At 60.4% G+C, this 22846-nt stretch carries 18 protein-coding genes and 1 pseudogene; 8 read left to right on the top strand and 11 right to left on the bottom strand.

What is annotated here, in order from left to right; all coding sequences use genetic code 11:
- The first annotated feature begins 134 nt into the window (after positions 1-134).
- Both LC094_RS10075 and LC094_RS10070 read left to right on the top strand, forming a co-directional pair.
- Positions 135-1121, top strand: a complete 987-nt coding sequence (locus LC094_RS10075; RefSeq protein ID WP_226552498.1) for an Abi-alpha family protein — start codon at positions 135-137, stop codon at positions 1119-1121.
- 275 nt (positions 1122-1396) lie between these two features.
- Positions 1397-1603 (top strand): cold-shock protein, encoded by a 207-nt coding sequence (locus LC094_RS10070; RefSeq protein ID WP_066708083.1) that lies wholly within the window; start codon positions 1397-1399, stop codon positions 1601-1603.
- 61 nt (positions 1604-1664) lie between these two features.
- Here LC094_RS10070 and LC094_RS10065 read toward each other — a convergent pair whose 3' ends face one another.
- Complete coding sequence (locus tag LC094_RS10065) at positions 1665-2615, bottom strand: methyltransferase (RefSeq protein WP_226552496.1); 951 nt, start codon at positions 2613-2615, stop codon at positions 1665-1667.
- Between the two features lie 143 nt (positions 2616-2758).
- A complete protein-coding gene (locus LC094_RS10060; protein WP_226552494.1) occupies positions 2759-3265 on the bottom strand; it encodes a PhnA domain-containing protein in 507 nt (168 codons plus the stop codon).
- Positions 3266-3470: 205 nt separating this feature from the next.
- Between LC094_RS10060 and LC094_RS10055 the strand changes: the two genes are divergently transcribed.
- The 5 genes from LC094_RS10055 to LC094_RS10035 all read left to right on the top strand — a co-directional run bounded on the left by LC094_RS10055 (position 3471) and on the right by LC094_RS10035 (position 12906).
- Complete coding sequence (locus LC094_RS10055) at positions 3471-5237, top strand: autotransporter assembly complex protein TamA (RefSeq protein ID WP_226552492.1); 1767 nt, start codon at positions 3471-3473, stop codon at positions 5235-5237.
- Positions 5237-8530, top strand: a complete 3294-nt coding sequence (locus LC094_RS10050; RefSeq protein ID WP_226552490.1) for a translocation/assembly module TamB domain-containing protein — start codon at positions 5237-5239, stop codon at positions 8528-8530. The genes LC094_RS10055 and LC094_RS10050 overlap by 1 nt, the downstream gene beginning before the upstream one ends.
- 81 nt (positions 8531-8611) lie before the next feature.
- Positions 8612-9319, top strand: a complete 708-nt coding sequence (locus LC094_RS10045) for an ABC transporter ATP-binding protein (RefSeq protein WP_226552488.1) — start codon at positions 8612-8614, stop codon at positions 9317-9319.
- A gap of 5 nt (positions 9320-9324) precedes the next feature.
- Positions 9325-11691, top strand: a complete 2367-nt coding sequence (locus LC094_RS10040) for an ABC transporter permease (protein ID WP_226552486.1) — start codon at positions 9325-9327, stop codon at positions 11689-11691.
- 3 nt (positions 11692-11694) lie between these two features.
- Complete coding sequence (locus tag LC094_RS10035; RefSeq protein WP_226552484.1) at positions 11695-12906, top strand: efflux RND transporter periplasmic adaptor subunit; 1212 nt, start codon at positions 11695-11697, stop codon at positions 12904-12906.
- A gap of 554 nt (positions 12907-13460) precedes the next feature.
- On the opposite strand, the gene LC094_RS10030 is transcribed toward LC094_RS10035, so the two are convergent.
- The 7 genes from LC094_RS10030 to LC094_RS10000 form a co-directional block, all read right to left on the bottom strand.
- Positions 13461-14189, bottom strand: a complete 729-nt coding sequence (locus LC094_RS10030) for an amino acid ABC transporter ATP-binding protein (protein WP_226552483.1) — start codon at positions 14187-14189, stop codon at positions 13461-13463.
- Positions 14176-14826: an amino acid ABC transporter permease gene (locus tag LC094_RS10025; RefSeq protein WP_226552482.1), complete on the bottom strand. Its 651-nt coding sequence runs from the start codon at positions 14824-14826 to the stop codon at positions 14176-14178. The genes LC094_RS10030 and LC094_RS10025 overlap by 14 nt, the downstream gene beginning before the upstream one ends.
- Complete coding sequence (locus tag LC094_RS10020) at positions 14823-15500, bottom strand: amino acid ABC transporter permease (protein ID WP_226552474.1); 678 nt, start codon at positions 15498-15500, stop codon at positions 14823-14825. The genes LC094_RS10025 and LC094_RS10020 overlap by 4 nt, the downstream gene beginning before the upstream one ends.
- A gap of 60 nt (positions 15501-15560) precedes the next feature.
- Positions 15561-16349 carry a transporter substrate-binding domain-containing protein gene (locus LC094_RS10015; protein WP_226552472.1) on the bottom strand — a complete coding sequence of 263 codons (789 nt, stop codon included), beginning with the start codon at positions 16347-16349 and terminating at the stop codon, positions 15561-15563.
- Positions 16350-16385: 36 nt separating this feature from the next.
- Entirely contained in the window at positions 16386-17066 is a 681-nt protein-coding gene (locus LC094_RS10010; RefSeq protein ID WP_226552470.1) for a GntR family transcriptional regulator, read from the bottom strand.
- A 287-nt stretch (positions 17067-17353) separates the two neighbouring features.
- Positions 17354-18550, bottom strand: coding sequence for an MFS transporter (locus LC094_RS10005; RefSeq protein WP_226552468.1), 1197 nt, complete (start codon positions 18548-18550; stop codon positions 17354-17356).
- A 147-nt stretch (positions 18551-18697) separates the two neighbouring features.
- The gene (locus tag LC094_RS10000) at positions 18698-19591 is read right to left on the bottom strand and encodes a LysR family transcriptional regulator (protein WP_226552466.1); all 894 of its coding nucleotides are present in this window, start codon (positions 19589-19591) and stop codon (positions 18698-18700) included.
- Positions 19592-19764: 173 nt separating this feature from the next.
- Between LC094_RS10000 and LC094_RS09995 the strand changes: the two genes are divergently transcribed.
- Positions 19765-20850 carry an alpha/beta hydrolase gene (locus LC094_RS09995; RefSeq protein ID WP_226552464.1) on the top strand — a complete coding sequence of 362 codons (1086 nt, stop codon included), beginning with the start codon at positions 19765-19767 and terminating at the stop codon, positions 20848-20850.
- Between the two features lie 186 nt (positions 20851-21036).
- Here the strand turns inward: LC094_RS09995 and LC094_RS09990 are convergent, their stop codons facing one another.
- Both LC094_RS09990 and LC094_RS09985 read right to left on the bottom strand, forming a co-directional pair.
- Entirely contained in the window at positions 21037-21303 is a 267-nt protein-coding gene (locus LC094_RS09990) for a membrane dipeptidase (protein WP_319003289.1), read from the bottom strand.
- 78 nt (positions 21304-21381) lie between these two features.
- Positions 21382-22777: pseudogene (locus LC094_RS09985) on the bottom strand (IS3 family transposase).
- Between the last annotated feature and the right edge of the window lie 69 nt (positions 22778-22846).

The following is a 22846-nucleotide window of genomic DNA, read 5'->3' as shown; positions in this document are numbered from 1 at the left end:
TTTCATTGCGCAAAACACTAATTGGACACCGTGCTAGAGCTTTCTTTTCTCGCTTTTAACCCTCTAATATATTGCAAATTTAATTTCGCACTGAAATCCTTAAATAGCTTAGATTTGTTAGCAACCGAGAATTTATGGGAAAAGAACCTACACCTCTGGATATCATTCCTTCGAAGATCGCGACAGATGTTGCGGTAGCTTTAGTAGGCCCAACATCGAATGGCATTGCTGAAACTGCCAAAGACGTTTGGGGCGGATTAGTAGGCGATCGGGTGCGAGAGTGGAGACAACGAAACTTAGTAAATTCTTTGGAAAAAACTTACGAACATCTGAAACAGAAAGGCATCTCTCCGGAACAAGCTCAGAGCCTTCCAACTGGTGACGTTTATCGAATATTTGAGGGCGCTTCTCGCGCTGAAACTACAAACTTGTCAGAAATGTGGGCTCATTTGATTGCCTCTGCAATGGATCCCAAAAGTAATGGCAAGCTTGATGAAGCACTTAGCAAAGTCTTGGAACAACTAACTGGTCAAGATGCCGAGCTATTTACATTAATTAACAGCTATGAGGCCTCTCTAGATAAGAAAGATGCCGCATATCAAGATGAATTCGAAGAGCTTACTCGCAAACATAAATCAGCAGAAGCGTTGTATGATGACGGTCTTATCTCGTACCGCGAAAAAGAAGCTATTGGCGAAGAAATCTGGAAACTTAACGCAGCTCTTCTAAGAAATTTAAACCACAACCTCTCTAAATTAGCGACTGATCTTAAAGAAACGCTCGCAACCATTACTGATATGCAATCAAGCAAAGAAAACTTGCAACGTCTCGCATTAATTCAGCCCCGAGGTAGGGAGTTGCCACTTCCAGAACTATACTTTGAGACAGATACTAACGACGCAGAATTACTTAAACAGCAGTATCTTCAGTCAATAGAGAGTCTCAGGGAGTGGATGCATCGCATTATGGAGCGCACAATTATCCACCAAGACTTTCTCATACTTGACCTTGGTGAAGGGCGAAAAGAATTGAATTTCAAGCTCTCTGAGTTTGGCAAACGCTTTGCAAGAGCATGTATAGGTGAAGCCGCTCTTGATACTTCCCCCGCGCCTGACCCTTAGGGGTAGGTGCGTGAAACGCGCCTTCCCCTGGGGGGAAGGGTAAGGCGCGTCAAAGATGCCTTGCATCTTTGATGGTCTCAATTGAAGACTTGCACCGAATAGCGGCCCCACAAAATTCCCCTATCTTTACCCCCCGAAACCTGCCATATTCCCCCTCGCTAAGTTACCTCTTTCGACCCTTCTGTTCTCCGTCACCGGCCACAGTCATCGAACGATTACGACGACGCCGGGTCGCTGCACTCTCGCGAGCGACAAGACAAACAGGAGTAAACACGATGGCCAATGGCACCGTGAAATGGTTCAATTCCACCAAAGGTTTCGGCTTCATTCAGCCGGAAGGCGGCAGCAAAGACGTGTTCGTGCACATCTCTGCCGTTGAGCGTTCTGGCCTCACCGGCCTGGCCGATGGCGCGAAGGTCACCTTCGACATCGAAGCCGGCCGTGACGGTCGCGAATCTGCGGTGAACCTCGTTCTCGCCTAATTTCAGGCAAACGCAGGACTATAAGAGGCCCGGGCGTGTCGCGTCCGGGCCTTTTTCTATCTCATACAAGCGCCATCAGATCGCCATCGCCCTCACGCGCGACCTGCGGCACCAGCCCGCTGGCCACGACCGCAAGCCCGTCAATCGGTGTGCCACGATCCTCGCGCAAGGCACAGAGCGTCAGCTGCACGGAGGCAAACCCGGCCTCGGACAAAAGCGCCTCGACGTAGCTCTGCGCATGGGCAAAACGGCGACTGTCACGCAGCTCCACCGGCCTGTCGCCCAGTTCTACGGTAAAGGCCAGGACGCCGCCCGCCGCCAGAGACCCGGCGCACCAGCCGATGACGCGCTCCAACGCGCCAAGGTAGATAAACACATCCGCCGCGACGATCAGATCGAACCTCTGCTCCGTCACCTCAAGCCGCGCGATATCGCGTTTGTCGAGCACGTCGTAGATACCCTTGCGATCTGCCTCGACCAACATGCCGTCGGAAATGTCATAGCCGACAAGATACGTCGACACGGGCCGCAACACGGCGCCCATCAGCCCGGTGCCACAGCCGAGATCAAGCACCGCGCCGAACTGCGTCCGCCCGGCCAGATGCAAAGCCTCCATCACGATCTCAGGCCCGCGATAGCGGAGTTTGTTGACCAAAGAGGCCTCGAAGCGCGGCGCATATTGGTCAAAGAGCAGCTCGACGAAAGCGGGCGGCATGGCCTCCGCGACAGGCACCTTGCGCGCCAGATCGCGCTTTAGCCCGGCCCCCAAAGGATCGCTCGGGTCGGCCAGAACCGCCTTGTCCCACGCCTGACAGGCCGCCTCGACCTCACCCACAAGCTCGAAAAACTCCCCAAGCCGAAACCACCCCGCCGCCCAAGACGGCGCAAGCGTCAGCGCGCTCGACAGGGTTTCGATTGCCCCCGCCGCATCGCCCAAATGCGCCAGAGTTTCGGCAAAGGACGCCCGACGGTCCGCCGTCAGATCGCCCGAGGAAAACAGGCTTCCCGCCATGATCCCAAACTTTCAAAAGGGCCCGCTCATTTGCCGGATCGACCCTGTCGACAGGCCACGCGGCGGGCAACACGCTGCATCCATCTGCATCACGCGCCCGATACGCCGCCGCTGCGGGTCTGTCAATTTTTCTGTGTGGAGCGTCAGCGCTTTTTGACGAATTCCGTCAGGATCACGATGCGCTGGCCTTCGACGCGGCCCTCGATGTGGCCCGCATTGTCAGGAACGAGGGAAATCCCGCGCACCGCCGTGCCGCGTTTGGCGGTAAACCCGCCGCCCTTGACCGGAAGATCCTTGATCAACACGACCGTATCGCCAGAGGACAACACAGCGCCGACGCTGTCGCGATGGATCACTTCGGGACCGGCGGCCTTGGCCCACTCTTCGACTTCGGGCTCCAAGTAGAGCATATCGAGCGCATCCGCCGCCCAGGCCTCGTCGCGGAAGCGATTGAGCAACCGCCAGGACACGACCTTGACCGCATCGCTTTCGGACCACATCGACGTCGTGAGCGCCTGCCAATGCCCCTCGGGCACCGCATCGCCTTTCAGGCCATTCGCACAGGTCTCGCACAGGTTGATCGTCTCGCTGCGCGGCTGAACCGCCACTGCAGTCAAGGAACCCCCGGCGCCACAAATCTCACATTGCATGATCTCGGTCTCCCTCATTTGATAAACCTGTTCGCGATATGACCACAGGCTTTAAGGAGGCGCTGGCTTTGGGGCAAGCGGCAAACTGCCGCCATATACGAAAGCGTCAGGAAAACCCCCTTTAAACTCAGGCGAGAACACCGCATAGTCATCCTGTGTTTTGGACGGGGGGCCGTCTCTGATGGGAAGGCCGAATGTGCTTCAGATGTTAAGATTAACCACCGCGTTCATGCTCTGCGCCACTGCGGCTCAGGCCTTTGACCTTCGTTTCGAAACCGACGCGGGCGACGACCTCACAAAGCGACTTCGGACCGCTTCTGCCGTTGTCGAGGCAGCGGATACAGATGTCACGGCCCCTGAGGAAATCATCGCCGCCGTACAATCGGATTACCGCACGCTGATCGGCACATTGTACCGCGAGGGCTACTACGGCCCCAAGATTTCGATCAAAGTTGACGGGCGCGAAGGCGCCTCTATGTCTTTGATTTCCCTACCGTCTCAGATCAACTCCGTGGTCATCGACGTGACCCGAGGGCCCCGGTTTGTCTTTGGCGACACCACCATCGCACCGCTTGCCAAGGACACGGAACTGCCCGAGGATTTTCGCCGTGGCGAGGTGGCGCATTCCTATCTCGTTGGCGAGGCGACCGACGCCGCGATCGAAAGCTGGCGCGAAGCCTCATACGCCAGGGCCCAACCCAAGGCTCAAACAGTCACCGCCGACCATCCGAACCGGACCCTCGATGTCGATGTCGAAATCGACCCGGGTCCTGCTGTGAAATTTGGCCGCTTGCGGTTCGCCGGGAACACCACAGTGCGCGAGGACCGGCTTTGGCGGATCGGCAATCTGCCGACGGGCACTGCCTATCATCCCGAAAAATTGGATTTGGTGACCAAACGGTTTCAGAAAACCGGCACGTTTCGTTCGATCACCCTGCGTGAAGCCGAAGAGTTGAACGAAGACGGCAGTCTCGACATCATCGCCACTCTGGTGGATGAAAAAACCCGCCGCCTCGGCTTTGGCGCAGAAGTTTCGTCGCTCGAAGGCGGCACGCTCAGCGCCTATTGGATGCATCGCAATCTGACCGACAATGCCGACCGGCTGCGCTTTGACGGCGAGGTCTCCGGCATCGGCGGCACCACCGGGATCGATGTCACCGTCTCCGGCACCTACCGCCGTCCCGCCACGGTGACGCGCAAGACCACACTGGTTCTGGGTGCAGCTCTCGAACATCTCGACGAGCCGGATTTCCTCTCCGACAGCGGTGAATTCACGCTGGGATTCGATGTCGAGACCTCGCCGAATTCGACCTTTTACGGCGGCATCGGCTATCGTTATTCCGAGGTTGAAGACGCCTTCGGCTCGCGCAATTTCTCTCATGTCATCCTGCCCTTCGAGGGCTCGCGCGACACGCGGGACAATTCGCTCAATCCGACCACGGGCACCTATTTTGAAGCGGAAATCATGCCCTTTGTCGGGCTGGATGACTCCGCCAGCGGCGTCCGCGTCTTTGCCGATGGCCGCGGCTACATGTCCTTTGGCAATGATGATCGCGTTACCCTTGCGGGCCGACTGCAATTTGGGTCCATCTCGGGCGCCGACTTTACCGATGTCCCCCCAGCCTTCCTGTTTTTCTCCGGCGGTGGCGGCACCGTGCGCGGCCAGCCCTACCAATCGCTGAACGTCGATTTGGGGGGCGGCAATGAGACCGGCGGGTCGAGCTTTCTCGGCCTCTCCGGCGAATTGCGCGCCAAGGTCAAAGGCAATATTTCCGCCGTCGGCTTTTACGATCTGGGCGGCATCGGCACCACGGGCTTGCCCGGCGAAGACGCCGAATGGCACGCGGGCGCAGGGCTTGGCCTGCGGTACAACACGGGCTTCGGTCCGATCCGCTTCGATCTGGCCGCGCCCGTTTCCGGCGACACCGGTGACGGAATTCAGATTTACATCGGCATCGGGCAGGCCTTTTGATGAAACGCATTCTTCTCGCCTCCACCCTGTTGTTCCCCGCGACGCTTCTGGCACAGGATGCCACAGAAAATACCTCAGAGACCGCGCGTGACCGGTCGATGATTGTCGGCTTTCTCGAGGACAATCTCTCGGGAGCCGGGCGTGACATTCGCATCGAGGGTTTCCGGGGCCTTCTGTCCTCCACCGCCACGATGGACGAGCTGACCATCGCCGATGACACCGGCGTCTGGTTTACGCTCAAGAATGCCGAACTGGACTGGAGCCGCTCCGCGCTTTTGGCCGGGCGCGTCGAGGTCACTCGCATCGCCGCCGAAGAGATCATCTTCGAGCGCCTGCCCGACACCTCCACCGAGGGCGTCGACCTGCCCGACCCGGAGGCCACGCCCTTTGCCCTGCCCGAACTGCCCGTCTCCATCGACATCGGCGCCATTGAGGCCGAGCGTGTCCATCTCGGCGCACCCGTCCTCAAAATCGGCGAGGCGGTCGATCTGTCGCTGAGCGGCTCTGCGAAACTGGCTGATGGCTCGGGCGAAACCGCGCTTGAGATTCAGCGCCTCGATGCTGCCGAAGGGCAGTTTTCCGTCGCCGTGTCTTATGACAACGCCAGCGAAGTGCTCGATCTCGACATTTCTCTCGCTGAGGGCGCGGGCGGCATCGTCTCGACACTCGCGAACCTGCCGGGATCGCCGCCCTTGTCGCTCACCGCCAAAGGTGCGGGGCCACTCGACAATTTCGCCGCAGATATCGCCTTGGCCACCCGAGGCGAAGACCGGCTGACGGGCCGCATCGCCTTGAATGCCGAGGTCGATCCAGAGGCGCCAGAGGCCGCCGCCCCGCGCCGTTTTTCCGCCGATCTCTCGGGCGATTTGACCCCGCTGTTCAGCGCGGAATATGCGCAATTCTTCGGCCCCTCCTCGACGCTCACCGTCGAGGGTGTCTCCTATCCCGCAGGCGGTTTTGATCTGGACCGTTTCGCGCTCTCGACCCGCACGCTGTCTCTGGTCGGTTCGACCACCATCGGCACGGATGGCTGGCCCAGCGCCTTCGCTGTCTCCGGTACGCTGGAAAGCCCCGATGAGCGCCCCGTGCTTTTGCCCTTCGGCAGCGCGCGCTCCATGGTGCAAAAGGCCGAAATTCTCGCCCAATACGATGTGACGCGCGGGCAAGGTTGGTCGGCAAATATCGACCTTGAGGACTACACCCAAAACGGGCTCGACATCGGCTCCGCCCGCCTTGGGGCGCAGGGCACGATCACCCGTCAGCGGGCCGATGCAGGCACCGTTCTAGGCGCGATCAAATCCCGGTTTGGCTTGACGGTTCAAGGCTTTGCCTCCGAGGACCCCGCCCTGCAAGAGGCCGTCGGCACAGCTCCTGCGCTCACCGGGCAAGTGTTCTGGCGCGAGGGCCAACCCTTTGCGATTGAAAGCCTTGAGGCCCGCACCGACGCCACCCGCGCCACAGTGTCCGGTAGCATCGACGGGCTCGATGCCGGGTTTGAGTTCACCGGACGCATGTCGCTCGACACGCCGCGTCTTGCCCGGTTCGCCGCGCTCTCCGGCCTTGATCTGGCTGGCGCCGTCAGTGCCACGGCAGAGGGCAAGCTGTCGCCCCTCAATGGCACTTTCGACATCGAAGCCGACGCCACAGGCACGGGGCTCCGCACCGGCATTGATCAGGTCGACACGCTGATCGGCGGGACCAGTGACATTCACCTGTCTGCACTGCGCGACCAAAGTGGGATGACACTGCGCGAGGGCACAGTGACGACGCAGGCGCTCACAGCGGAGGCCAAAGGCGCGCTCACCTCCGAGAGCGGCACATTGAGCGTGACCGGTCGTTTGGACAACGTCGCCCGTCTCGGTGTGGCGCTCGACGGCCCTGCAACGCTCGATGCCGAAATGTCCTACCTCGGCGTGGACAGCCCCTGGACCACGCGCGCCGACATGACCGGCCCCGGCGGTTCGACCGCCACCCTCTCCGGCACACTGACGCAGGACTTCGCCCGCGCCAATCTCGATCTCTCGGGCACCGCGCCACTGGGGCTGTCGAACCGCTTCACCACCGCCGCGCTGACGCAGGGCACAACCAGCTTCGAACTTGGCGTGAACGGCCCGCTGGCGCTGTCGTCCGTCTCCGGTCAGGCCCAGATCACCCCCGGTGCGCGCGTCGTCGTCTCCTCCGCCGGGCTGGCGCTCACCGTCAATCGCGGTGTGGTCACGCTCAATGGCGAACAGGCGCAGATTGATGTCGATGCCGCTGCCGACACCGGCGGGTCGATCTCAACCTCCGGCTCTTTGACGCTGAGTGGCAACGTCCCCGCCAACCTGTCGATCGGGCTGAACGCCCTCGGCCTCACCGATCCGCAGCTTTACAGCACGTCGATCAATGGCAATCTGAATGTGTTCGGCCCTCTGACCGGAAATGCCGCCATCACCGGCGATCTCACACTGGGCGAAACCGACATCACCGTCTCCCCCGCCGCTCTTGGCAGTGGTGGCGATATTCCGGACATCACCCACCGGGGTGCCCCCTCTGGCGTGAATGAGACGCGGGACCGCGCAGGGTTGATCCAAAGCGAAAATGGCAGCGGATCTTCCGTCGCCTACGGGCTCAATGTCACGCTTTCCGCCCCCAATCGGATTTTTGTGCGCGGGCGAGGGCTTGATGCCGAATTGGGCGGCCGTCTGCGCATCCGTGGCACCACCGCCGATGTGATCCCGGTCGGGCAGTTTTCCTTGATCCGCGGGCGGTTGTCGGTTTTGGGCAAACGGATCACGATGGAAGAGGGCTCAATCACGCTTCAGGGCGAGCTGGACCCGATCCTGCGACTGGTGGCCGAGACAGAGACCGACACGATGACGGTGCAGCTGATCACCGAAGGCCCGCTGAGTTCACCCGAGCTGACGCTGAGTTCCTCGCCAGTCTTGCCTGACGATGAAATCCTCGCCCAACTTCTGTTCGGCAAGGACCTGAGCGAGATGTCCGCTCTGCAAGCCGCACAGATGGCGGATGCCGTGGCCACTTTGACAGGCGGCGGCAGCGGTCTTGTCGGCTCGATCCGGGACAGTTTCGGGCTGGACGATCTCGACCTTCAGACCTCCGAAGAGGGCACCAGCGCGCTCAAGCTGGGCAAATACATCTCGGATTCGCTTTACACCGATGTCACCATCGACAATGCGGGCAAATCGGTGATCAACCTCAACTATGACGCCACGCGCAACGTGACGGTCAAAGGATCGGTCAGTTCCGAGGGCGACACCGGCCTTGGCGTGTTTTTCGAGCGCGACTATTAAAGGGCGCGACAAAACGCGCAGCTTGATCCTCGGCATGGTCTCCGCGCAGGGCTGGTGTAAACTGCCCTCAGGAGGAGCCCAATGCCCGAGGCCGTGTTTCATACCGAGAAGCTGGTAAAGACCTACCGCACCGGCGGCGCGGAGGTGCATGCTTTGGCGGGGGTCGATCTCGATCTTTACGCCTCCGAGTTGACGGTCCTCTTGGGGCCATCAGGGTCCGGCAAGTCCACGCTTTTGAACATCTTGGGCGGTTTGGATCATGCCACCTCAGGCAAGGTGATGTTCCGCGATCTCGACCTGACGGTACAATCCGACCGGGCGCTCACCCGGTTTCGCCGCGATCACGTCGGCTTTGTGTTTCAATTCTACAACCTCGTGCCCTCGCTCACCGCCCGCGAAAACGTCCAGATGGTGACCGACATTGCCCCCAATCCGATGCGGGCGGAGGAGGCGCTCGAACGCGTTGGCATGAGCGACCGGATCGACCATTTCCCGGCGGAACTCTCAGGCGGCCAGCAACAGCGCGTCGCCATCGCGCGGGCCATCGCCAAACGCCCTGAGGTGCTGTTGTGCGACGAACCCACGGGTGCCTTGGACAGCAGCACGGGCGTGCAGGTCTTGGAGGCGATCCGCGAAATCAACGAAGACTTGGGCACCACCGCCATCGTCATCACCCACAACGCCGCCATTCAGGCCATGGCGCATCGCGTGGTGCGGTTTCAGGACGGCAATATCGCCTCTGTCGCCACCAACGACACCCGCATCGCGCCCTCCGAGATCGTGTGGTGACGCCCATGCATGCGCTCGACAAAAAACTCCTGCGCGATTTCAGACGGCTTTGGGGCCAGTCGCTGGCGATTGCTTTGGTTTTGGCCTGCGGTGTGATGATCCTCCTGACCGCTTTCGGCATGTATCGGGCGCTGGACGACACTTTGGCCGCCTTTTACGAGCGCAATGAATTTGCCGATGTCTGGGCGATGACCGAAAAGGCGCCGCGTCCGCTTTTGAGCGAAATCTCCGCCCTGCCCGGCGTGCAGACCGCCGAGGCACGGGTGCAGGAATATCTCATGCTCGATCTGCCGGGGCGGGTGAAATCGGCGACAGGTCTTGCGCTCTCCTTGCCGGACACGGGCGCCCTGCCGACGCTCAATGTGCCGCTCCTGCGCGCAGGCCGCCTGCCCGATCCGCAGGCCAGCGACGAGGTCATGGTTAATGAACCCTTCGCGGAGGCCAACGGCTTTGAGATCGGCGATACTTTCGAGGCGCTGATGTCCGGCCAGAAACGCCGCCTGACCATCACCGGCACCGCGCTTTCGCCCGAATTCGTCTATGCCATCGGCCCCGGCACGCTGATGCCCGATGACGAAAGCTTTGGCATTCTCTGGATGCCTCAGGCAATGCTGGCCTCCGCTTTCGACATGTCCGGCGCTTTCAATTCCGTGACGCTCAGCCTGTCGCGCGGCGCGCAGGAAGATCAGGTGATCGAAGCGCTCGACACGCTCCTGGAACCCTACGGCGGCACCGGCGCGCATGGCCGCGATGAACAGGCCTCCAACGCCTTCGTCACCACCGAGATCAAACAGCTCAAGAACATGGCAACCATCCTGCCGCCGGTGTTCTTTGGCATCTCCGCCTTTCTCGTGAATATGGTGATCGGCCGGATCATCGCGCTGGAGCGCGCCGAGATCGGGTTGCTGAAAGCACTTGGCTACACCGATCTGCACATCGCGGCGCATTATGTGCTTTTGGCCGGGCTCACCGCCGTTTTGGGCGTGGTGATCGGCTGGGTCACGGGCGGCTTGTCGGCACGCTGGATGGCGGGCGAATATGCGCAATATTTCAAATTCCCCTATCTGATTTTCAACGTCTCCTATGACGCCTATGCAATCTCCGGGTTTCTCGCGCTGTTGACCGCCGCCGTCGGCGCGCTGCGCTCCGCCATGGGCGCTGCGGCCCTTCCGCCCGCTGTCGCCATGTCGCCCCCCGCGCCGCCCCGGTTCAAACGCAGCCTTTTGGATCGCGCGCTGTCTGCGCTGCGTCTCAGCCAGCCCTCGATGATGATCTGGCGCTCCTTGTTTCGCTGGCCTCTGCGCGCGGCCTTTTCCGCCATAGGTCTGTCGCTGGCCGTCGCAATCATGATCTCCGTGGGTTTTTTCTCCTATTCGATCAACAGCATCGCCGACATCGCCTTTAACCAATCGAACCGCGAAGACATCGTCTTGCTCTTCACAAAAGAACGCAGCCTGTCCGCACTCGAAGACGTCCGCGCCCTGCCCGGCGTGATGGAGGTCGAGGGAGAATTGTTCACGCCCGTGACCCTGCGCAACGGGCCGTTGGAGAAACAGCTGTCGATCACCACGCGCGGCGCGGGGGCCACATTGGCGCGTTCCATCAATGAGACTGGCCGCGTCGTCGAAATCGACGGCCCCGGCCTTTTGATCACCACCCGCGTGGCCGAGGTCTTGCGCCTCGCCCCCGGCGATCCGGTCGAGGTGGAATTCATGAGTGGGCGGCGCGAAACCTACACCTTGACGGTCGCAGGCGTGACCGAACAATTCTTTGGCCTCGGCGCCTTCATGACCCGCGAGGCCATGTCACATCTGACCCGCAGCGCACCGCAAATTTCGGTCGCCAATGTCACGCTTGATCCCAAAGAAGACGACGCTTTCAACCGCGCCATCAAAGACACGCCGCTGATCTCTGGCGCCGTGCGCGTGACCGATATGAAGGCGTCCTTCGATGCCACAGTCGAAGAGAACATTTCGATCATGAACGGGTTGTTCAGCGTGGTCGCCATTCTGATCACCGTCGGCCTCACTTACAACAGCGCCCGCATTCAGCTTTCTGAGCGCGCCCGCGAATTGGCCTCGCTGCGCATTCTCGGCTTTTCGAATTGGGAAGTTTCCTACATCCTGATCGGGGAGATCATGTTGATCGCCGTGCTGGCGCAGCCCTTGGGCTGGCTCATCGGCTACGGTCTCGGTCATCTGATGGCCGCCAGTTTCGCCTCCGATCTCTACACCATTCCGATGGTCCTTCCACCCGCCGCCTATGCCACGGCCTCCGTCGTCGTACTGGGCACGGCGCTGGCCTCCGTGCTTTTGGTGCGGCAGCGGATTGACCGGCTAGACCTTGTTTCCGTGATGAAAACCCGGGAGTGACCCATGACCTCCAAGTCCCGCAAATCGCTTTTGACCCTGATCGTTGGCGCGCTCGTCGTGGCGCTTCTGTTCATCGCCTTTCGCCCGCATCCCGTGGCGGTCGATCTGGCGCCTGTGATCCGAGGGCCGATGCAGGTGACCATCAATGCCGACGGCAAAACCAAGATCCGCAATCTCTATGAGGTCTCCGCGCCGATCGCGGGCACGGCGCTACGGTCTCCCGTCGAAGAGGGTGATGCGGTCGAGGCGGGTGTGACGGTGGTGGCCAAGGTCGAACCCATCGCGCCCTCGCTCATCGACGCGCGCACCCGCGTGCAGTTGGAAGCCGCCGTGCGCGAAGCCCGTGCCGCCGCGGACCTTGCGGGCGCACAGTTGCGGCAATCCGACGAAGAGCTGTCTTATGCGCAAAGCCAATATGAGCGGACCAAGGCGCTGGTCGCGCGTGGCGTCTCCTCGCTCACCGCGCTCGAAGATGCGCAACAGCTTCTGTCTCTGCGTGTCGCCGCGCGCGATGCCTCCGCCTCGAACGTCCAGATGGCCGAGTCCTCACTGGCGCGCGCAGAAGCCGCGTTAATCGAACCGGGGGCCTCCTTGCGGGCGGGCGAAACCTGTTGCGTCGAGATCACCGCACCGGCAACCGGCAAGGTCTTGGCGATCACGCAGGTCTCTGAGCACGCGGTCGCCGTCGGTTCGCCGCTTTTGTCCATCGGCGATGTCGCCGATCTGGAGATTGAGGCGGATTTGCTGTCCTCGGACGCCGTGGGGCTTGAGATTGGCGCCCGTGCCATGGTCGAACGCTGGGGAGGTACACCCGCGCTTGAGGCCCGGTTGATCCGTCTCGCGCCGCGCGCCGACACACATGTCTCCTCGCTGGGGATCGAAGAGCAACGGGTCTCCGCCGTCTTCTCGCTGGTCACCCCGCCCGAGGAGCGCACAGGTCTTGGCCACCACTATTCCGTTTTCCTGAAGGTCGTGCGGTGGGAAGATAACGCCGCCCTGACCATCCCGATCTCCGCCATGTTCCGTTCTGGGACAGGCTGGGCCACCTTTGTCGCGGACGGGGACACAGCGCGGCTGCGCCCCATCGAGATCGGCCATCAGTCCGACACCCGCGCCGAGGTTTTGTCAGGTCTTGAAGAGGGAGAAATGGTCATCCCCCATCCCGCCGACACCGTCGAAGACGGCACGTCTATTGTAGACCGCGCTGCGCTTTAGCAGGCCTCGATCTGAGACAGGTAACCCTCGGCAATCGCGCGCGCCGTGCGGGCAAAACCCGGGTCGCGCGCGCGGTTTCCCTCACATCCTTGGCCTTCATCTCCATCGCCTGCGCCGTGAGCCAGGTCGGGAGGTGTTGTCAGACAAGATTTTGCCAAGATCAGTGAACGCCTGGGGGACTGTTTGCCCACAGCAAGAGGGATATCCTGAACTGAGGAAGAACAGGAAAGGCCCCGGCGGGGCGTTTCCCCGACAAAGGCCACAGCCTTCTTCGCGGGCCCAAAACCATGAGGTTCCGGCTCATCAAAGAGCCGAAAGAGCCCGGCCTGAACGTCGGGCGCCGTCGCGCCGATCGGCTGATACGTGAGAATGGCAGACGCGCCGAGGTTTCAAAATCCGGCGGCAGTTCCAGCTGCAATGCTTATGCGCCCGCCCGCGAAAGACGACCAGCCCTACCGCCCTCGTCTTGAACCCTTTACGGGCGTCGGCTTGTTCTCAAACCGACGCCCGCTATTTTAAATGTCTCTTCTCGAGCGGGTCTCCCCCCGCAAGGGTCAGTGCGACATCCCGATGAAGCTGCGCAGTTCCGGGGTTTGCGGGTTGGTGAACACCTCCTCGGGCGCGCCCATTTCGTGAATGCGGCCTTGGTGCATGAACACCAGACGCGAACAGACATCGCGGGCAAAGGCCATTTCGTGCGTCACCATGATCAGCGTCATGCCCTCAGAGGCCAGTTCGCGCACCACTTCCAACACTTCGCCCACAAGTTCCGGGTCGAGCGCGGAAGTGACCTCATCGCACAACAGCGCAATCGGCTCCATCGCCAGCGCGCGGGCGATGGCAACGCGTTGTTGCTGACCGCCCGAAAGCTGATCGGGATAATTGTCGAACTTGTCACCAAGCCCCACCCGGTCCAGCATTTTGCGCGCCATGGCTTCGGCATCCGATTTCGAGGTTTTCTTGACCACCTGCTGGGCCAGCATGACGTTTTCACCGGCGGTCTTATGCGGAAACAGGTTGAACTGCTGAAAGATCATGCCGACCTTTTGGCGCAGGTTTCTCAGGTGCATCTCATCATTGATAAGCTGCTGACCATCGACCGAAATTGCGCCGCCATTGATCTGTTCCAGACCGTTGATACAGCGAAGAAGGGTCGATTTTCCGGAGCCGGACTTCCCGATCAAGGCGATGACTTCGCCTTTTTTGATGTGCAGGTCGATGCCTTTGAGCACCTCCGTTTCGCCATAGCTTTTGTGCAGGGCGTCGATATCAATGAGCGGCATTGAGTTTCCTTTCGAGTTTCCGTGCGCTCAGCGACAGCGGGTAACACAGAGCGAAATAAATCAGGGCCACGAGGCCGTAGACAGTGAAGGGCTGGAAGGTGGCGTTGGCCAGAACCGTGCCCGCCTTGGTGACTTCGACGAAGCCGATGATCGAGGTCAACGCCGTGCCTTTCACGACCTGAACCGAAAAGCCCACGGTCGGCGGGACCGACAGTTTGAGCGCCTGCGGCAGGATGATGTGGCGCATCTGTTCGACATAGGTCATGCCGAGCGAAGCGGAGGCCTCCCATTGGCCTTTCGGAATGGCGGTCACACAGCCGCGCCAAATCTCGACCAGGAAAGCAGCGGTCCAAAGGATCAGCGCGACGCTGGCGGCGAGGAAAGGCGAGACGTTGATCCCCATGAGCCCCAGCCCGAAGAAGGCGAGGAAGAGCTGCATGAGCAAGGGCGTGCCCTGAAACACCTCGGTGTACACTTTGACGACGTGCTGGAGCCATTTGCGCTTGCCGATCCGCGCAAAGAGCAGGATCAGCCCGAGGATGCCACCGCCAATGAAAGAGATGATCGACAGGAGAACCGTCCAGCCGGTGGCGAAGATCAGGTTCGTCAAAATGTCCCAAAATCCGATCTGACTCATCGTGAGGCCCTCCGTTTGGTGGCAAAGATCGAATGACCGATCTGGATCAGGATAAAGCGCAGAAGGATCGCGAGGCCGAGGTAGATCGCGGTGGAGACGAAATAGGCTTCAAACGCGCGGAAGGTGCGTGACTGGGTAAAGTTGGCGGCAAAGGTCAGGTCTTCGACGGCGATCTGGCTGACCACGGCGGAGCCCAACATCACGATCACCACCTGAGAGGCGAGCGCAGGCCAGATTTTTTGCAGCGCAGGCACCAGAACGATGTGGCGAAAGGTCTGGATCGGCGACATCGCGAGAGAGGCGCCTGCCTCGAATTGGCCTTTCGGCGTGGCCTCGATCCCGGCGCGGATGATCTCCGCACTATAGGCGCCGAGGTTGATCACCATGGCGAGCATGGCGGCCTGCACTTCGGTCAGGCGCAGCCCCAGAGCGGGCAGGCCAAAGAAGATGAAGAAGAGCTGAATGAGGAAGGGCGTGTTGCGGATCAGTTCGACGTAAACGGCGACGATGATGCCGAGCCATTTCGGACCCAAAGACCTTGCCCAGGCACAAAACGTACCCACGGCAATGCCGACAACGCCACCCACGGCGATGAGCTTGGTGGTCATCCATATGCCTGCCAGAAAGACAGGCCAATAGGTGCCAATCCACTCGAAGTTGAATTGGTAATTCATATGAAGTGTCCCGATGGTGGAAAAAGATCGCGCCCCGCGCGAGGCGGGGCGAGAACCGGATCAGAGCTCGGCGGGCAGGTCGAGGCCCAGCCACTGTTGGCTGATCGCGTTCAATTCCCCATCGGCCTTGGCGGCGGCGATGATCTCGTTGAGTTTCGCCATCAATTCCGGCTCGCCTTCGTTGAAGCCGATGTAGCAGGGCGAGTTTTTCACGAGGAACTTCATTTCCGGGCGTTTCGGCGGGTTGCGTTCGATGATCGCGGCGGCGACGACGTTGCCGGTGGCAATGGCTTCGACCTGACCGGAGAGGAAGGCAGAAATCGTGCCGTTGTTGTCCTCGTAGCGCTTAAGCGTCGCGTCTTCCGGCGCGACCTCGGTCAATTCGAGGTCCTCGATGGAGCCACGGGTCACGCCGACCACTTTGCCAGAGAGATCTTCCGCGCCGGAAATCGCCACATCGGCGGGGGCGAAGACACCGTTGTAGAAGGGCGCATAGGCGTCGGAAAAGTCGATCACGGCATCACGCTCGGCGTTTTTGCCCATGGAAGAGATGACAATGTCGACCTTGTTGGTTTGCAGATAGGGAATGCGGTTCGCGGAGGTCACCGGCACCAGTTCGACCTCAACACCAAGCTTTTCACCGATCAGATTGGCCATGTCGATGTCGTAACCCTGCGGTTTCATATCGGCGCCGACGGAGCCGAAGGGCGGAAAGTCTTGCGGCACTGCGACACGGATTTTGCCCGCAGCCGTAATGTCGGCCAGAGCGTCGGCGAAGACGGCGGTGGCAGAGAGAGAGAAGGCCGCAGCAAGCGCACCAGCTTTCAGAAAATTGCGTTTCGTGATCATTGTTATTCCCCTGATAGATAAAAGTTGAAGCGCTGTTTAACCCCGACCGTTCGGCGCCTCATCGAGACGGAGGGTATTCTTGAGAAGGTCAATCGCATTGGGCGATGTGTCGATCATGATCCCGGCTTCGACATCTTCGAGATGCTCGTAGGACAGCCGTGCGGCGGCCTTCATGTCGCCTCGGGCGATGGCTTCGAAAATCGCAACGTGATCCTTGTGTGAGGCCAAAGCGTTGTGTTCGGACTGATAGCGCAGCGAGATCAGGTTGGTCCGTGCCGCCAATGTGCGCATGGTTTCGACCAATGTGGCATTGCCCGATTGCTTGACGATGCGAACGTGAAAATCGCCCATGAGATAGGTGAGACGCGTCTTGTCGTTCTGGTCGACCGCTTTGCGTTCTTCTTCGATATGGGCTTGCAGATCGGCGATTTGCGCCTCGGTGAAGGGCGCCGCGTTGATCAGAAAGCCGTATTCGAGAATGCGGCGGGTGGCGTAGACTTCTGCGGCCTCTTCGGCGGAGGGTTCGACAACGAACCAGCCCTTGCGCGGCTGCACCAAAACGATGTTGCGCGCCTCAAGCCGGGTGAGGGCTTCGCGCACCAAGGTCCGGGACACACCAAAGGCTTCGGCAAGCTGATTTTCCGACAGTTTGCTGCCGGGTTTGATCCGCCCTTCGACAACCGCCGCCAGCAAAGTCGCCTCAATTCCTCTCGGCATATCTTGTCGCCCACCTTTGCATTTCAATCTTGTATGCAAGAAGCGCGACGAGGTGAGACCCGGCAAGCTTCGCCACACAAACGCAGGCCGCGAGAGGGGCAAAAACTCATTTTGACTAATTTTTAAACGGCACTTTGGCCAAAAGGCCCGAAAGCCGACACTTTAAAAACAAGGGCGCTCCCTGACAGGAAGCGCCCTTACAAAAAGATTCGCCACGAAGGCCACGATCCAAAACCACTTGACCGCAGCCTCGTCCGCCCCCCCCCTTTTTATCTCCGCATCTCAGGTCAGCCCCGCGCAACACGCCCTGCACAGCCATGCGCCAGACCCGCAGCCCCGCTTGCCAACACGAGGATCGCCACACTGGCGCCGAAGGAGGGCACATAGCCGCCCGCATCGAACAGGATGCCGCCCAGCGTGGCCCCCAGCGTGATCGACAGCTGAATGATCGCGACCATCAGCCCGCCACCCGCTTCGGCGTCCTCCGGCAGAGTGCGCGCGAGCCACGTCCAGTAGCCGACAGGTGCGGAGGTCGCGAAGAACCCCCAGCCGATCATCAGCGCAGCGGTCCCGATCATGCTGTGACCGAAGACCATCAGCGCCACGCCCACCGCGGCCAGCAGCAGCGGCCAGACGATCAGCACCGGATAGAGGGCACGCGCCAGAGGTTTGCCGATCACCGTGGTGCCGACAAGCCCAGCAATCCCCAGCATCAGCAACATCGCCGTCAGGTTGGAAACGGCGACCCCGGTGACGGTTTCCAAGAACGGGCGCAGATAGGTGAACAGCGTGAACTGCCCCATAAAGAACAGCGCCGTCGCCAACATGCCAAGTGCCACCACAGGGTTGCGCAGCAATCCGAAAACATTTCCGCCCTTGCCACGCGCTGTCGGCGCCATGCGCGGCAGGCTGGCCCAGAGCCAGAGAAAGGCGGCAGCGGCCACCGGCACGAGGCACAGAAAGGCCATGCGCCAACCGAACAACCCGCCCAAAAGGCTGCCCATCGGGGCGGCGATCACCGTGGCCAAAGCGTTGCCGCCGTTGAAAATCGCCAGGGCGCGAGGCACCGACGCTTCGGGGACAAGACGCATCGCCACGGCGGCGGACATCGCCCAAAAGCCGCCGATGGCCACGCCGATCAACGCGCGACCGACAAGGAAGATGCCAAAGCTCGGCGCCAGTGCAGCCAAGGTGCCCGAGGCCAGCATCAACGCGACGAGCCCCAGCAGCACATGCTTGCGGTCCATGCCTCGGGTCAACGTGGACAAAAACAGGCTGGTGATCACAGCAAAGGCGCCCGAGACCGAGATCGCTTGCCCGGCCTGACCTTCGGTGATGCCAAGGTCCGATGCGATCGGAGTCAGGATGCTGACCGGCATGAACTCGGAGGCGACAAGGGCGAAAGCGCCCAGCGACAGGGCGATCACGGCGCCCCAGTTGGCCGCACCGTCATGGGGCGCGGCGGCGGAGGAAATGGATGTCATGGGATCTCTACAGTCTATATGCCCGCGGCAGCGGTCTGACGCGAGGGAGGGAAACGGCGGCCTCGATCCCGAGGCCAGATCAGGGAGATACCCCCGCCCGCATCACAGCGAAAGGTCCTTCGCGGCCATGCCAATGATGAGCAATATTCATGCTCTATAGCGCAGGCGATCGATCAGGAGGCGCAGGGCCGAGCTGACATTGCGCCGCCCGGAGTAGCACAGGTGATAGCCATCGAACGGCGGACACCAGTCCGCGAGCACGCGTTTGAGTCGCCCTGCCGCGAGGTCTGCCTCGATCTCCGGCAAGGTGAGAAAACCGATCCCAAGCCCCTCCCGCGCGGCCTGTAGGACCATACCGGAATCATTGAGGATAAACGGCCCATCGAGTTTCAGTGTCTGCTCGTCTCCGTCCTTTTCCAGCTCCCAGTCGTAGGTGGCACCATCGACCCTGTGGCGCATGACGAGGCAATCGTGATCCGCCAGATCGTCGGGATGACGGGGCACACCGCGCCGTTCGAAATACTGCGGACTGGCAAAAGCCGCCATCTCAAGCGGCGGCCCAACGGGCACGGCGATCATGTCCGGACTGAGGTGTTCGCCCAGCCGGATCGCGCAATCGAAACGGTCCTCGGCGAGGTCCGAGAGGCGCCCGTCGGTGCTGATCTCGACCCGGATGTCGGGGAACTCCCGGACGAGTTGCGCGGCGACCGCCCAAAGAATGCGCTCTGCCGGAGGTTTGCTGGCCGTGATGCGGATCAGACCCGAGGGACGTTCGCCCAATGTACGCACTTCTTCGATGCGATCGTTCACCTGTTGAAAGCTTGGGCGCAACGTGGCGACCAACCGCTCCCCGGCGTCCGTCAGCGTCACGCTGCGGGAATTCCGGTTCAGCAATTTGACCCCGATGCGATCCTCCAGCCGACGGATCGTGTGACTGACGGCAGATTGGGACACACCGAGCCGATGGCCGGCGCGGGTAAAATTGCCCTCTTCTGCCACGGCCAACAGGATCGCGAGGTCTCCCAGCAAATCACGGTCCATGCTTTTCTCCGCCTTCAAAGCTGTGCGTGAGGGCGGCACGGATTGGCTCCGAACCCGCCTACGCCCCTTAAATGATGAATCTGTCTCATCATTGCAATCTGATTTTACGCCCTTATGCGATGTGCTCGGCGCCCTATCTGTCTTTCTGAAAACCAACCAGAGAGGATACCGATATGACCGACGACATCACTTCGAACGCGCCGACAGACCCCGCCCGCCGCGATCTGCTTTTGACCGCCAGCCTCGGCGCGGCGGCATTGGGTCTGGGCGCTTTCACCGGCATCGCCGCACAGGCGCAGGAGACCGGCGAATGGGACAAGACCTTCCCCAAAAGCGATGCCGTTGAGCATTCCAAGGTCCGTTTCACCAACCGCTACGGCATCGAATTGGCGGGCGATCTCTACATCCCTGCCGACCGCCCCGAAGGCACGATGCCCGCGCTGGCCGTCGCAGGCCCGTTTGGCGCGGTGAAGGAACAGGCCTCCGGCCTTTATGCCCAAACGATGGCCGAACGTGGCTTTATCACGCTGGCTTTTGACGGCTCCTACACCGGCGAAAGCGGGGGGGAACCGCGCTTTGTGGCCTCGCCAGACATCAACAGCGAAGACTTCATGGCCGCTGTCGATTTTCTTGGCCTCCATGAGGCGGTCGACCGCGAACGCATCGGCGTTATCGGCGTCTGCGGCTGGGGAGGTCTTGCGCTCAACGCCGTTGCGGCGGACAAGCGGGTCAAGGCCGTGGCCGTCACCAGCATGTATGACATGTCCCGCGTCAATGCGCGTGGCTATTACGACGCGATGACCGATGAACAGCGCAGCGAACTTCTGACCCGTCTCAGCCTGCAACGCTGGGATGACGCTGCCTCCGAGGGCGCTCCGGCTTTGGCGGGCGGTCTGCCCGAGACGCTGGACGGGATCGATGATCCGGTCATCACCATGTACTGGAACTATTACAAAACGGATCGCGGCTATCACCCCCGCTCCGTCAACTCCAACGGCGGCTGGAACGTGACCTCGGCCATGTCCTTCATGAACATGCCGCAGCTCACCTACGTCAACGAAATCTCACCCCGTCCGGCGCTGATCATTGCAGGCTCCGAAGCCCATTCGCGTTACTTCAGCGAAGATGCCTACGCGGCGGCGGCAGAGCCGAAGGAATTGATGATCATCGACGGCGCCGATCACGTTGATCTCTACGATCAGGTGGACATCATTCCCTTCGACAAGCTGCAAAGCTTCTTTGAAAGCCATCTGTCCTGATCGGACCTAAGCCAGAAAGCCGGGCCCCGCGCCCGGCTTTTTCATCTCCACATGGTTGCCGCCACAGTCATGGCATTCAGGCCTGTGCGGCCTTCTTTTCAAAGGCCGCTTCAGGGATGCATGGCCCGCGTCGAGATGGTCGACAAACCTCATAAGCGCCAAAGCGCCATGCCCCGGCGCCGGAGATCACCAAACGCGGTCGAGCAGTGTAAGCCAGTTCTCGCCCATCACGCGGCGAATTTTGCTCTCTGACCAGCCCGCGCGTTCCATCGCCGCCGTCAGGTTCGGGAAATCCGCGATGGATTCGAGGCCATCGGGGAATTCGACCTCCCAGATTTCGGTGAGCTGGCGCGCGTAGCCTTTGTCGCGGTTGAGATATTCGAAAAACTTCGAGCCGTAGCCCATGGTGAAATCGGAGCCAAAGCCCACGCGTTCCTCGCCCACGAGGTTCACGATGTGTCCGTCGTCAGATAATTTGGGGCAGTTGGTTGCCTGAACTAAGAGAGGGGCTGGCTCATCCGGTTGGTTTGATTATGCGGCGGAATTGCGGTGAAGCAAGCGTCGCATTTCGATGGTTTTTCGTTTGATCCTCTCTCGTTGTTTTAGAATGGCTTGTCCGCGTCCGAAGTAGACATCGGCGGGCGTGAGGTTATGCAGGCTCTCATGATAGCGCCGGTGGTTGTAATGCTCGACGAAGGCGTCAATTTGGCTGCTGAGTTCGCCGGGCAGGTAATAGTTCTCCAGCAGGATCCGGTTTTTCAGGGTCTGGTGCCACCGCTCGATCTTACCTTGGGTTTGCGGGTGATATGGGGCACCGCGAACATGCTCCATTTTTTGATCTTCCAGCCACTCAGCCAGTTCAACTGAGATGTAACTGGCTCCGTTGTCACTGAGGAGCCGCGGTTTGTGAACGACGGTTGCCTGCTCGCAGCCGGAGGCCTGCAACGCCAGATCCAGCGTGTCGGTGACATCCCCCGCCTTCATCGTGGTGCAGAGTTTCCAGGCGATGATATAGCGACTGTAATCATCCAGGATTGTCGACAGGTAGAACCAGCCCCAACCGATGACCTTCAGATAGGTGAAGTCGGTCTGCCAAAGTTGGTTGGGTCTCGTCGTCTTGTCCTTGAACTCATCGGCGGCGGATAAAACCACGTAAGCCGGGCTTGTGATCAGGTCGTGCTCCTTGAGGACGCGATACACGGAAGACTCTGATACAAAATATTTTTCCGTGTCCGTGAAGCGCACGGCCAGTTCCCGCGGCGACAGTTCGCTTTCCTCCAGCGCCAAGCTAATGACCTTCTTGCGAACAGGCTCGGGAATGCGGTTCCAGACCCGTGACGGCCTCGAACTGCGATCTTCCAGAGCTTCGGGGCCGCCCGATAGATACCGATCATACCCTTTTGACCGGCAGGCGATTTGCAACGCAAATCTGCCGAGAGGGGGCGGTAGAAGGTAGCCCTGGGGATGCCCAGCTTGTCCAAGGTTCGCTTCGTCGGTAAGTGCGACTGCTCGACCAAACGAATGATCTCCAGCTTCTCAGATGCAGGGTATCTCATGCGTCGTCGCCCCCATCCCCGAGAATGCTTTTTTTGAGCAGGCGAAGCTCGAGCGCCTGCTCGGCAACAACTTCTTTGAGTTCGCGAGATTCACGACGCAGGGTTTTGACTTCGGTCGAGTTTGCATCTCGCGCCGTGTCGCCGGCGAGACGCTTCTTGCCGGCCTCGAGGAATTCCTTCGACCAGCTGTAATACAGGCTCTGAGCGATACCTTCCCGGCGACACAGCTCAGAAATGCTGTCCTCACCTTTCAGGCCATCCAACACGATCCTGATCTTCTCTTCCGCTGAATACTGTTTGCGGGTTGCGCGCCGGATGTCTTTGACAACCTTCTCGCCATGGCTCTGTTTGGGGCCGGATTTCTGTCTCATCTTCACTCCTTGGTGGTTACGATGAGCCAGAAATCCTCTCTTATCAAATCGCCCTATGCTGTCCCATTG

Source organism: Celeribacter naphthalenivorans (assembly GCF_020524585.1).
GTDB classification, from domain to species: domain Bacteria; phylum Pseudomonadota; class Alphaproteobacteria; order Rhodobacterales; family Rhodobacteraceae; genus Celeribacter; species Celeribacter naphthalenivorans.
The sequence above is the reverse complement of the archived record's forward strand: the minus strand, read 5'-3'. Positions and strand labels throughout refer to the sequence as shown.